This is a genomic window from Devosia sp., from assembly GCF_028290435.1.
Taxonomy (GTDB): Bacteria; Pseudomonadota; Alphaproteobacteria; order Rhizobiales; family Devosiaceae; genus Devosia.
The window spans coordinates 1-12,089 of record NZ_JAQGJV010000095.1 but is presented as its reverse complement, the minus strand read 5'-3'; the positions used below and the strand labels follow the sequence as shown (position 1 = coordinate 12,089).

General features: G+C 62.9%; 14 protein-coding genes. 8 read left to right on the top strand and 6 right to left on the bottom strand.

Annotation, left to right across the window (positions count from 1 at the left end; translation table 11 throughout):
• Window positions 1–61 precede the first annotated feature (61 nt).
• Entirely contained in the window at window positions 62–1,477 is a 1,416-nt protein-coding gene (gene puuE / locus JWP26_RS21025; protein WP_299732573.1) for an allantoinase PuuE, read from the top strand.
• Window positions 1,478–1,536: 59 nt separating this feature from the next.
• Here puuE and JWP26_RS21020 read toward each other — a convergent pair whose 3' ends face one another.
• The 3 genes from JWP26_RS21020 to JWP26_RS21010 form a co-directional block, all read right to left on the bottom strand.
• Window positions 1,537–1,686, bottom strand: a complete 150-nt coding sequence (locus JWP26_RS21020; RefSeq protein ID WP_299732570.1) for a hypothetical protein — start codon at window positions 1,684–1,686, stop codon at window positions 1,537–1,539.
• Between the two features lie 73 nt (window positions 1,687–1,759).
• On the bottom strand, window positions 1,760–2,122 hold the full coding sequence (locus JWP26_RS21015; RefSeq protein ID WP_299732567.1) for a hypothetical protein: 363 nt from the start codon (window positions 2,120–2,122) through the stop codon (window positions 1,760–1,762).
• A 16-nt stretch (window positions 2,123–2,138) separates the two neighbouring features.
• On the bottom strand, window positions 2,139–2,591 hold the full coding sequence (locus tag JWP26_RS21010) for an SRPBCC family protein (protein ID WP_299732564.1): 453 nt from the start codon (window positions 2,589–2,591) through the stop codon (window positions 2,139–2,141).
• Window positions 2,592–2,642: 51 nt separating this feature from the next.
• Here JWP26_RS21010 and JWP26_RS21005 point away from each other — a divergent pair, with 51 nt between their 5' ends.
• From JWP26_RS21005 to JWP26_RS20985, 5 genes are all read left to right on the top strand, one after another.
• Window positions 2,643–2,975, top strand: a complete 333-nt coding sequence (locus JWP26_RS21005) for a helix-turn-helix domain-containing protein (protein ID WP_299732561.1) — start codon at window positions 2,643–2,645, stop codon at window positions 2,973–2,975.
• 72 nt (window positions 2,976–3,047) lie between these two features.
• A complete protein-coding gene (locus tag JWP26_RS21000) occupies window positions 3,048–3,881 on the top strand; it encodes a bifunctional allantoicase/(S)-ureidoglycine aminohydrolase (protein WP_299732558.1) in 834 nt (277 codons plus the stop codon).
• Entirely contained in the window at window positions 3,878–4,369 is a 492-nt protein-coding gene (locus JWP26_RS20995) for an ureidoglycolate lyase (protein WP_299732555.1), read from the top strand. Before JWP26_RS21000 ends, JWP26_RS20995 begins: the two co-directional genes overlap by 4 nt.
• Window positions 4,370–4,475: 106 nt before the next feature.
• The gene (locus JWP26_RS20990) at window positions 4,476–5,267 is read left to right on the top strand and encodes an META domain-containing protein (protein ID WP_299732552.1); all 792 of its coding nucleotides are present in this window, start codon (window positions 4,476–4,478) and stop codon (window positions 5,265–5,267) included.
• A 47-nt stretch (window positions 5,268–5,314) separates the two neighbouring features.
• Entirely contained in the window at window positions 5,315–5,938 is a 624-nt protein-coding gene (locus tag JWP26_RS20985; protein WP_299732549.1) for a nucleoside deaminase, read from the top strand.
• A 140-nt stretch (window positions 5,939–6,078) separates the two neighbouring features.
• On the opposite strand, the gene JWP26_RS20980 is transcribed toward JWP26_RS20985, so the two are convergent.
• Entirely contained in the window at window positions 6,079–6,411 is a 333-nt protein-coding gene (locus JWP26_RS20980; protein ID WP_299732546.1) for a hypothetical protein, read from the bottom strand.
• Between JWP26_RS20980 and otsB the strand changes: the two genes are divergently transcribed.
• Both otsB and JWP26_RS20970 read left to right on the top strand, forming a co-directional pair.
• Window positions 6,394–7,179, top strand: coding sequence for a trehalose-phosphatase (gene otsB, locus JWP26_RS20975; protein WP_299732543.1), 786 nt, complete (start codon window positions 6,394–6,396; stop codon window positions 7,177–7,179). The genes JWP26_RS20980 and otsB overlap by 18 nt on opposite strands.
• An 18-nt stretch (window positions 7,180–7,197) precedes the next feature.
• Entirely contained in the window at window positions 7,198–8,613 is a 1,416-nt protein-coding gene (locus JWP26_RS20970) for a trehalose-6-phosphate synthase (protein ID WP_299732540.1), read from the top strand.
• On the opposite strand, the gene JWP26_RS20965 is transcribed toward JWP26_RS20970, so the two are convergent.
• Complete coding sequence (locus JWP26_RS20965; RefSeq protein ID WP_299732537.1) at window positions 8,610–9,500, bottom strand: 2-dehydropantoate 2-reductase; 891 nt, start codon at window positions 9,498–9,500, stop codon at window positions 8,610–8,612. The two genes, JWP26_RS20970 and JWP26_RS20965, sit on opposite strands and share 4 nt — an antisense overlap.
• A gap of 61 nt (window positions 9,501–9,561) precedes the next feature.
• Window positions 9,562–11,043 (bottom strand): DEAD/DEAH box helicase, encoded by a 1,482-nt coding sequence (locus JWP26_RS20960; RefSeq protein WP_299733020.1) that lies wholly within the window; start codon window positions 11,041–11,043, stop codon window positions 9,562–9,564.
• Window positions 11,044–12,089: the final 1,046 nt, after the last annotated feature.

The following is a 12,089-nucleotide window of genomic DNA, read 5'->3' as shown; positions in this document are numbered from 1 at the left end:
CATCTTGCCCTCCCGGCCTCAAGGCGTAGACTTCGGATCGAACACTTCAGCGAGAATCTCAATGCGTTATCCCCGTGACATGGTCGGCTATGGCCCCAATCCTCCGCATGCCAACTGGCCCGGCGGTGCGCATGTCGCGGTGCAATTCGTGCTGAATTACGAAGAGGGCGGGGAAAACAACATCCTGCATGGCGATTCGGGCTCGGAGGCCTTCCTGGCCGACGTGGTGGGGGCGGCGCCCTGGCCGGGGCTGCGGCACTGGAACATCGAATCGATGTACGAATACGGCGCCCGCGCCGGGTTTTGGCGGCTGCACCGGCTGTTCACCGAGCGGAACCTGCCGCTGACCATTTATGGCGTCGCCACGGCGCTGATGCGCGCCCCAAACCAATTGGCAGCCATGCAGGAGGCGGGCTGGGAAATCGCCAGCCACGGCTATAAATGGGTCGAGCACAAGGACATGCCGCCCGAAGTCGAGCGCGAGCAGATCGCCGAGGCGGTCCGGCTGCACACCATCGCCACGGGGTCGCGCCCCACCGGCTGGTATACGGGTCGCTGTTCGCTCAACACCGTCGACCTGGTGTCCGAGGAAGGTGGGTTCGAATATGTGTCGGACACCTATGACGACGACCTGCCCTATTGGCGCGTGCATCAGGGCCGCCCGCAACTGATCATTCCCTATACGCTCAGCGCCAATGATATGCGCTTCGTCACCGCGTCGGGCTTCGACAATGGCGAGGAGTACTTTCAGTTCCTCAAGGACAGCTTTGATTGTCTCTATGCCGAGGGCAAGGCGGGCAGTCCCAAGATGATGTCGATCGGGTTGCATTGCCGCCTGATCGGCCAGCCGGGCCGCGTCATGGGACTGCAGAAATTTCTCGACTACATTGCCGGGCACGACAAAGTGTGGGTGCCCACCCGCATCGATATCGCGCGCCATTGGGCCAGGGAGCATCCGTATCAGGCGCCGGCGCTGATCCCATCACAGCTCGAAAAAGCCGAATTCGTGGAGCGGTTCGGCTCGATCTTCGAGCATTCGCACTGGATCGCCGAGCGCGCATGGAACGGTGAACTGGGGCCATCCAACGACACCGCCATCGGCCTGCATTTCGCGCTGCGCACGCAATTCCGTCTGGCCAACATCGAGGAACGCTTCGCCGTGCTGCGCGCCCATCCGGACCTTGGCGGCAAGCTGGCCGCCGCCAAGAGGCTGACCGAGGCCTCAGCCGCCGAGCAGGCTTCGGCGGGGCTCGACGCGCTAACCGATGGCGAGCGTGAACAATTCACCCGGCTCAACACCGCCTATGTGGAGAAATTCGGTTTCCCGTTCATCATCGCGGTCAAGGACAACACCAAGGCCTCGATCCTGGCGGCATTCGAGACGCGGCTGGGCAATGACGCGGAACAGGAATTCGCCACGGCTTGCGCGCAGGTTGAGCGGATCGCGTTGCTGCGAGTAGAGGGCTTGTTGGGATAGTCTCCCCACGCGTACTCACTCCAGCGCAAGCCGGGGTGACAGCCGAGGCCTGTGCGGCCTCAGCCGAAAAACGAGTCGCTGTCCTTGGCTTCGCCATCGTCGCCGTCCTCGATCAGGCCGAAGACGAAGGCGAAGATGGCAAGCCAAGGCAGGTTGTGTTTCACCCAGCCGTGCGGCGCGAATTCATGATGGGTCTGGTACTCGTACATGCGTCTATCATGCCAGCCAAATCTTACGGATTCGGTAACGCTAACGGACACTTAATCGCCGTCGCCGTCCGGCTCACCAAGCATCGGGCCGGCGCACCATGTGCACGATGCCAGCCGGATTGAAGAACCATCCGCCCGCAAAACCCTCCGGCAGTTGTTCGATAGCGTCGTCACGAACCATGCCGGCTGTCGAGAGATGCCGCGCCGTGGCATCGAAATCGGGTGTGAACAGCTCCAGCCAGACTTCGGCTTGAGAATAGCCCGCGGCCTTGTCGATCCAGAGCCGGTTGGAGCCATAGACAAAGCCCATTTCCTCGGGCCGCTCGGTGACCCGGTTGAGCTTGAGCACATCACGATAGAAGGCCACCGTAGCTTCGTATTGATGAGCCGGCACCTTCATCGCGATATTGATGCCGCCGCTGATTTCCGTATCCATCGGCTTTCTCCCGAACCTATTTGTAAAATCCATCACGCATATTGATGCCATGCTCGATGTAGATTTTGAGGGCGCAGAGCATGCCGGTCCAGCCTTCGCAATTGCCGAAGGAGGCTTTGAGCGAGGCGGCGTTTTCATGCCAGCCGGCTTCGGAGATGCGCACCAACGTCCGCCCGTCATCCAGCGCCTCGAAACTCATGGTGGTGGTGGTCTGGTAGGTTGGTCCGCCATCCGACGCTGCGTCCCAATGCAGCACGATTTCCTTATCCTTGACCACGCGCTCGACCCTCACCGGAAAGGCACCGGGGAAATCGGCGAAGTCCCAAGTGACAATGGCACCGCTCTCCAACCGCCCCACCGCGCCGCCGGTGGTGAAATAACCGGACAATTGCTTGGGATCGGCCACCGCCTCGAACACCTCGGCAACCGGCTTGGCGATGCGGCCGCTTACGCTGAATTCATAGGCCATTGTCATCTCCTCTTGCTTGACTGCCATCAGCATATGTTATAGATTTATAACATGTCAACCGAAGACGAAAATGATGCAATTTTCAAGGCGCTGAGCCACCGCTCGCGCCGCCATGTGCTGGACCTGCTCAAGAGCGAGCCGCGCACGACCGGCATGCTGTGCGAACTGCTGCCGGAGCTGGATCGCTGCACGGTGATGCAGCATCTCAACGTGCTGGAGGCGGCCGGGCTGATCGTAGTGGAACGCCGAGGCCGCGAGCGCTGGAACCACCTCGATGCGCTGCCGATCCACGCCATTCACGAGCGCTGGATCGGTCCTTACGCTGCCTATGCGAGCAGCATGCTGAGCAAGCTCAAGCGCCTAGTTGAAACGCCGGCGGACTAGTTCAGGTTTGGCCTTGGCCTCAAGCCATTGAAGGCTCTAGTGTTGGGGAAAGATTCCCGGACCCGAAGAGCAATGGCCAATCCCTTCTACGCAACCCCCAGCGCCGGCCTGCCGCCGCAGACTTCCCTGCATGCCGGGCGCGCCGTGTTCACCGAGGCCTATGCGGTTATCCCGCATGGCGTCATGCGCGACATCGTCACCAGTTATCTGCCCCATTGGACGCAGACGCGGGCATGGGTCATCGCACGGCCGCTATCGGGGTTTTCCGAGACGTTTTCGCAATACATCATGGAAGTATCGCCCGGTGGCGGCAGCGCGCAGCCGGAGCCGGACCAGAGTGCTGAAGGCGTGCTGTTCGTGGTCGATGGGCAGGCCAACCTGACCGTGGACGGCGTAGCGCACCTGCTCAAGCCCGGTGGCTATGCTTTCCTGCCGCCCGGATGCGCCTGGACGCTATTCAACAAGGGCACCGAGCCGGTGAAATTTCACTGGGTGCGCAAGCGCTATGAGGCGGTCGAGGGCATCGAGACGCCACCCGCCTTCGTGACCAATGAGCAGGATCAGCCGATCCGCTGGATGCCAGGCACCGACGATCGCTGGGGCACCACCCGCTTTGTCGATCCGCAGGACCTGCGCCACGACATGCACGTCAATATCGTCACCCTTGAGCCCGGCGCCTCGATCCCGTTCGAGGAAACTCACGTCATGGAGCATGGGCTCTATGTGCTGGAAGGCAAGGCGGTCTATCGGCTCAATCGCGACTGGGTCGAGGTCGAGGCCGGCGATTTCATGTGGCTGCGCGCCTTCTGCCCGCAGGCCTGCTACGCGGGCGGCCCGGGCCGGTTCCGCTACCTGCTCTACAAGGACGTCAACCGCCACATGAAGCTGGGCGGCGTTCTCAAGTGAGTACCATTCTGATCGAACCGCTGACCGCCGAGGCCTTTGCCCCATTCGGGCAGGTCATCGAACTGGCGGGCGCCAACCACTATCCGATCAATGGCGGCATGACAGAGCGCTATCACGATCTCGCCCGGGTCGAGCTTGGCGGCGTGCATGCGCGGCCGCTGATCTCGATCTTTCGCGGCCAGCCTTATGAATTGCCGCTGACCCTTAAACTGGTCGAGCGGCATCCCCTCGGTAGTCAGGCATTCTATCCGCTGTCGGATCGCCCATTCCTCGTGGTCGTGGCGGAGGATGTGTCGGGTGTGCCCGCTAAGCCACGGGCGTTTCTCACCGGGCCGGGGCAAGGCGTCAACATTGCGATGAACACTTGGCACGGCGTTCTGACGGCGCTGGAAGCGGCTTCAGATTTCCTGGTTGTGGACCGTGGCGGAGATGGCAATAACCTCGAAGAATACAATTTTTCGACGCCCTACCTGGTCCGGCACGCTTGAGCGCCTTTACCTTTCGCGGTGAATATTCGGTCGCGTCTCTCGAAAACATGGGCACTTTGCTCTAGTTTGGGCGTTCTCTGACGACGGACGGCGGCAGGAGTGAGCCATGTTTTCGCGTAAACTCTGGGCGGTTGGCGCGGTGCTACTCGCCGCCGTCGTATCGCTGGAGCCGGCCCTGGCCGTCGACCAGATCACCTTTACGGGCGAAGTCACCTATCGCGAGCGCATCGCCCTGCCCCCCGACGCCGACCTGACCGTGACCCTGGTTACGCTCGATGCCAAGGGCGTGCCCCATGCCATCGGCGCCACGGCGCCCATCGACGCAGAAGGCCAGGTGCCGCTGCAATTCGTGCTCGACGTGCGCAGCGACGCCATCGCCGACGACCTGAGCTACGGATTGATCGCCGAAATTCGCTCGGGCGGTGTGCCCCTGTTCCGCAACCGCACGCCCGTGCCGGTCGATCCGGGACTGCCGCTACCGGCCATGATCATCGTCAATCTTGACCCTCCGCCGCCATCTCCCGAGACCGAGCCAGTGCCCGTCGATGGTGAACTCGAAGTGACCGCCGACCTTTTCGACACCATTTGGCAGGTCCGCAATCTCAATGGCCGCGCCGTGTTCGACGCGACCGAGGTTTCACTCTCGATCGCACCCGATCGCCGTGCAGGCGGCAATGGTGGCTGTAACAGCTATTTCACCGAGGCCATGTTCGATGGCCCTGCCCTGCAGTTCGGACCGGTCGCCGGCACGCGGATGGCTTGCGACACCCCAGTGATGCAGCAGGAGGCGGAATACTTCGCCGCGCTGCAGGCCACTGCTGGATACGAGCTGGCCGGCGAAGCGCTGTATCTCCTCGACGCCGAGGGTAACCCACTGGTGCGGCTGGTTCGGCAATAGGCAAATCGATGCGACCGCGCTAGCCTCATCGCAGCACAGGGGTTTGCATGGACACCGCATCACTGATTTCGCGCCTGCTCGACGTCATCGAAGCCGATATCGCGCCGGTAACCCGCAAGGGCGTGGCGCGCGGCAACAAACTGTTCGGGGCGGCGATCCTGCGCAAGTCCGATCTATCGGTGGTGGTGGCAGAAACCAATAACGAAATCGAAAACCCCCTCTGGCATGGCGAAATGCATGCCATTAAGCGCTTCTTTGAGCTGCCGGGGGATAAGCGGCCCGACGTTAAGGACTGCCTGTTCCTCGCCACGCACGAGCCCTGCTCGCTGTGCCTATCGGGGATCACCTGGTCGGGGTTCGACAATTTCTACTATCTGTTCAGCCACGAGGACAGCCGCGACAGCTTTGCGATCCCCTATGACATCCAGATCCTGAAGGCGGTTTATGCCGTTCCGGAGCCGGAGACTGGGACGGTTTCGCCGGATCGCCCGCTCTACAACCGCGCCAATCAATATTGGACCAGCCACAATATCGTGCAGATGATTGCCGGGCTCGACCGCAGCCACAAGGAGGAGCTGGTGGCGCGGGTGGACGATCTCAATGCGCTTTATGCCGATCTGTCTGCTGCCTATCAGCAGGACAAGGGAAGCAAAGGCATTCCCCTCGCTTAAAAACTTATTCGTGCAGCGTGATCGGCGCAGTTATGGCGCTGCCCGGGCCTTCGGCCAGCGAGGCGGCGAAGGTCAGCATGCTCATGGCCATAACGAACAGCACGGTGAGAAAAACTTGCGTCATTTGGAAATCCCCCAGTTTAGCGATTAGCGACATCGATGCTGATGGCGGCCTTCAGCTTGAAGGCGCCAGCCTGGTGCTGCTGCGGCAGGACGCCGGAGAAGAACAGGTTGAAAACGAGCCCGATCAGGGCGGTGAACAGCATCGGTGGCATTTGATTTCGGTCTCGAATTGCGGTGTTGACGCCGTGATAGCGCCGGCCATTTGAATGGCCCGCCAATGCCGCATTTAGCTTTCGTTCATCTGTCCCGCCTGGCGCATGGCTGCCATGGCCGAACCATTGTCCTGCTCGGACGTTGAGCGTGCAGAGTTCGGCTAACCAAAGGCCCAATCCATGTCCGACATCGATCATGCTGCCGCGGCCCACGTCGCGGCGACGCGCTTGGCAATCTTCACCGACTTCGACGGCACGCTGGTGGAAATCGCCGATACGCCTGACGACATCGATGTTCCCGATTCCCTGCCTCGAGCACTCGAACGCGCGGCGCGGGAACTCGACAGCGCCTTTGCGGTGCTGACCGGGCGCGAAATCGAGGACATCGACCGCTACCTGTCGCCGCTGATTTTGCCGGTGGCGGGAGCGCACGGTACTCAACGCCGTCGCGCCGACGGCACGGTCGAGCGACCCGATACCGCGTCTACCATCGGTGCCGAGGAAATTGCCCATGCGGTCGAGCCGCTGGTCATGGCCCATTCGGGCCTCCTGATGGAAGCCAAGGATGGCGCGGTGGCCCTGCATTTCCGCCAGGCGCCGGAGCTTGAGGCCATCTGCCGGCAGGCCATGGAAGAGGCCATCGGGGGCGTTCCGGACTTTGCCCTCGTGCCCGGCAAGATGGTATTCGAGGCCCGCCCCCGCGGCGTGACCAAAGGCTCGGCGCTGCGCGCCTTCATGACCGAGGAGCCGTTTATTGGCCGCACGCCGATTTTCATCGGCGATGACACCACCGACGAGGATGGCTTCATCGCCGCCCAGGAACTGGGTGGCATCGGCATCAAGCTGGGCGACGGCCAGACTGCCGCACGGATGCGCATCGCCAATGTTGCATCGGTCCACGCTCTGCTGCGCGGGCTTGGCGATATTGCAGCGCGCGACCGGCTCGCCGAAGAACAGACGCATTAAGACCGCTTGGGGGCAAGCATGAATAGGCTGATTATCGTTTCGAACCGCACGCCGGGGCGCGGCCCGGCGGCGGGCGGCTTGGCCGTCGCCCTGCGCAAGACCCTGGCCGAACGCGAAGGCTTCTGGTTCGGCTGGTCGGGCAAGCTGACGGAAAAACCGTCGGCCGATGCCGTGTTCGAGGACATTGACGGGCTGAGCGTCGGCAAGGTCGACCTGACCCGCGAAGACCATCACGCTTATTATGCGGGATTTTCCAACTCGATCCTGTGGCCGAGCTTTCACCTGCGGCTCGACCTCGCCACTATCGAGGCGCCCTGGTACGAAGCCTATCGGCGGGTGAACACCCAGTTCGCCAAGGCGCTGTTGCCGCATTTGCAGCCTGACGACGTGATCTGGGTGCATGATTATCACCTGATCCCACTGGCGACTGAATTGCGCCATTTGGGGGCGCGCAATCGGATCGGCTTTTATCTCCACATCCCCTTCCCCACGACCGACGCGCTCTATGCCATTCCGCACCACAATGAGCTGATGCGCGACCTGTCGCGCTACAATCTGGTGGGTCTGCAGGCACAGCGCGATGTGGCGGCGTTCAACGATTTCGCCGATCACCAATCGCCGTCCTCGCTCTCGGATGGTCCGCTTGAGGCGGTGGACTTTTCGCAGACCGAGATCGCGGTGTTCCCGATCGGCTCGGACCCCGATGCCTTTGCCAAGCTGTCCACCAGCCCGGCGGCGAACAAGATGGTCAAGCGCATGCAGCGCGCCATGGACGATCAGCGGCTGATCCTGGGGGTCGACCGGCTCGACTATTCCAAGGGCTTGCCGCAGCGGGTCGAGGCCTATGAGAAATTGCTGGCCAACAATCCGCAATTCCGCCGCCTGGTGCATTTGCTGCAGGTGGCGCCGCCGTCGCGCGACAGCATCAAGGAATACCAGGAGACCAGCGATACGCTGGACGCCATGTGTGGCCATGTCATGGGGCGCTTCGCCGAACCGGACTGGGCGCCGCTCACCTATGTGAAGCGTGCCTATGGCCAGCCGAGCCTGGCCGGGCTGTATCGGCTGGCCCGGGTGGGGCTGGTGACGCCATTGCGCGACGGGATGAATCTGGTGGCGCACGAATATGTCGCCTCGCAGAACCCGGTCGATCCGGGTGTTCTGGTGCTGTCGCGTTTTGCCGGAGCGGCGGAGATTTTTCCCGAGGCCCTGCTGGTCAATCCCTTCGATACCGATGAAACGGCCGAAGCCCTGCGGCTGGCGCTGGATATGGGGCTCGATGAACGCCAGGAGCGCTGGCATGCACTGATGGACGCGGCGCGGCTTTATAGCGTCGACAATTGGGCGTCGAGCTATCTGGCGCGGCTGAGTCCGGATGCACAGCAGGGCTCGGGACCGTTGCGGGATGTCTTGTATCTCGCGTCGGTCGGCTAACGCGTCACCCAGGGACTGCCCGACGCACCGAGCAGCGTCACCAAAAGGGCGTTCATCGGCGTCGGAATGCCGTGCCGCTTGCCCAGCCGGACGATGACGCCGTTGCGGGCATCTATCTCCATCTGATGCCCCGCGAGGCGATCGGCATGGATTGAGCCAGCGGACGAGCCTTCAGGCGCATTGCGGAAACGCTGGATGGCGTCCTCGATAACGCTGGCGGGGATTTGGGCGCCCTCGGCGCGGCCGACCGCAGCGCATTCTTCGAGCAGACCCCGCATGATCGCTTCCAGCTCGTCGCTCCAGACCGGGCCAGTAGCCCGCAGCGTCAGGGCGGGAACGATGGTCCCGCAATTGCCGGTTAGCTTGATCCAGATTTGCGAGACGAAGTCGGCGTCGGCCGTTGCGGCAACTTTCGTATTGGCGAACAGGGCGACGAAATCCTCGCCATTGCGGCCTGCCGGCACGGACATGAAGCCGTCGCGATGTTGCACGATGCGGCCCGGCGCACTGCGCGCGGCCGGCAGGTTAATCATCACCGGCACGATGCGTTCGGGGGGCACGAGATGGGCGAACGGCTTGACGTGCTCGACGCCATTCTGGACCACGGCGACGAGGGTCTGAGGGGCAACCAGCCGGTCCAGCCAGACCTTGGTGGCCTCGACGTCATAGGTCTTGGTGCAGACGAGCACCCAATCCACGGCCACGGCATCAGCCGGGTCAGTCAGCACCAGCGGCGATGCGGTGAGCGTGCCGTCGGGGGTCTCCACATGCAGACCGGAAAACGGCGTGCGGGCGCAGAGCGTGATGCTGAGCGCAGGGTCCTGGGCCAACCATGCGGCGAGCGTGCCGCCGATAGCACCGGGTCCGATTATCGCAACGCTGGTCATGCTGGCTCCGAAAACAGAAAGGGCGGCAATTATGCCGCCCTTCTTAGTCGATGAGGATAATTTAGGCTACGCGACCGCGCTGGCGATCGGCATTGGAGCGGCCATTATCGCGGGCCGCATCCTTCTGGGTCTTGCCCCAGCGCTGCTTTGGCTTAGCGGCCGGCTTGGCGCCAATCGGCTTGCCGGTTTCCAAATCGCGCCGAACGCGATTGACCTGGGAATCAGGCAGCGGAGCGCGCGGCGCTTCGGCGGCAGGACGGGTGCGGGCGGGCTTCGGCGGCGCTTCCTTGCCGAATTCGGCGAAGGGACGACGCTCGGCAGGCGCGCGACGGTCGGCCGGCGGGGCAGCCTTGGGGTTACGCGAATTGCGCGGACCCGGACGGCCCGATGCGGGCTTGTAGGCCGAACGCGGCGCTTCGATCACGCCGGTGCTGTTGGCCAGGCTCAGATCACCCGTATAGGGCAAGGTGCGGCGGATCAGGCGTTCGACGTCGCGCAGCTTGCCGCGCTCGGTGCCGTCACAGAGCGTGATGGCAATGCCCGAAGCCCCGTTCCGGCCGGTGCGGCCGATGCGGTGGACATAGTTTTCCGGATCGTCGGGCAGCTCGTAGTTCACCACATGGGTGATGCCGGGGACGTCGATGCCGCGAGCGGCGATATCGGTGGCGACGAGGATGCGCACGTCACCCGAGGCAAAGCCCTTGAGGGCGCCCTGGCGGGCGTTCTGGGACTTGTTGCCATGGATGGCCGAGGCCTTGTGACCGTCGATTTCGAGGTTCTTGGCGACGCGATCGGCGCCATGCTTGGTGCGGGCGAAAATGATCACGCGCTCCATGCCTTCCTTTTCGTCGGCCAGCAGCTCGTTGAGCACGCCGCGCTTGGCCTTGGCACCGGAGAGGATCACGCGCTGGTCGATCTTGACCACTGTGGAACCAGCAACCTGGGCATCGACACGCACCGGATCGCTCAGGAGGGTCTTGGCGAGGTCGGCGACTTCAGGGGCCATGGTGGCCGAGAACAGCATGGTCTGGCGCTTCATGCCGATGGCCTTGACGATGTGGCGCACCGGGGCGATGAAGCCCATGTCGAGCATACGGTCGGCTTCGTCGAGAACGAGCCAGCGGGTTTCGCCGAGCTTGATCTTGCCGTCGTCCATCAAATCCTTGAGGCGGCCGGGGGTAGCGACGACGACGTCGACGCCCTTGGCAATGCGCTGCACCTGATGGTAACGCGACACGCCGCCGAGCACGAGCACGGTCGACAGGCCCATCTTGGAGCCGGCGAACTTGCGGATGGCTTCGTCGATCTGGACGGCCAGTTCGCGGGTCGGGGCGAGAATGAGGGCACGGGTGGTCATCGGTCGCGGACGGCCGGTGAGGGTCAGAAGGCCGGCCAGGATCGGCAGGCCGAAGGCTGCCGTCTTGCCGGAGCCGGTCTGGGCAATGCCCATGAGATCCTTGCCGGCCAGCAGATGCGGAATGGCCTGGGACTGGATCTTGGTGGGCTCGGTGAAGCCGTTTGCCGTGAGGCTATCGGTGAGCATTGACGGCAGGCCGAGGGAGATAAAATCGGACAAAATGTATTCTTTCGGTTCGTGCGTCACATGACGCGTGTCCTGCGCGCAGAACCAAAGCAGCGCACAGAACGCCAGCGGCTGAGCCGGTGGCGGTTACAACAGGGGCATCGGCGATAAAAACGGAGATATCGCGCGGGTGCTGGCTCAAGCCTGAAGCATGCTTCAGGTTGACTTCGCCGCTCACCGCTTAGGTCGATAAGAAGAGAAGTCCGTCACATCAGGCTGGCACCATCGGGACCCATTATGATCCCATGCGCCGGTGACGATGGCGCTGATATGGGGGAAGACGGTTGAAATAGCAAGTTTAATCGGGATCGGGCGGCGCATGGGAGGTGTGCGTGGAGATGGTTCGGGCAGGCTGAAACGCCGTGCGGCCCGAGCGGCTCACGGTTTTGCAAGGACTGCGGCATGCGGCGAGACGTGCCTCATGGTTTTTTAGATAAGCGAGACAGCGCCTCGCCGCATGCGATGGGGTTTCTGGCCGCCCGAACGTGGCCTCCCTTCATGTCTGGGATGACGAACGTCGCGCTGGCCCAGGGATCGCGCGACCGCATTCCCCTCCCACCAAACTCCCCACGGCCGTTCGTCGCGAACCCGCAGCCGATGTGGGGATATCGGGGGTGATTATGCGGGAGGATTTGGGGATGGGGAGTAGTTGGGTAAGTTGGATAGGTCGGGGCTAAACGGCACCCCCACCCAGCCTCCCCCTAATAGGGGGAGGAGATCGCTCCACTCTTGGAACTCGATCTAGTTCAACCCACCGGCAGACTCCTCCCCCTGGAGGGGGAGGTTGGGTGGGGGTGTGCGGTGCATGAGGCGGCCACCATATCTCGGGATAGGCCCCGGCCTTCGCCGGGGTGACACCGAGTGGGTGTAGGCTTTGCGGGAAGCAAAACACCCTCGGGGCGAGCCCGGGGGTGTTGAGTACGTTCAGGCTACGGCGTTGGCCAGCCCTACTTGCCGTCTTCCAGCCACTTCAGGTCTTCCGGCGTCAGCTTGATGTCAAACGCCTT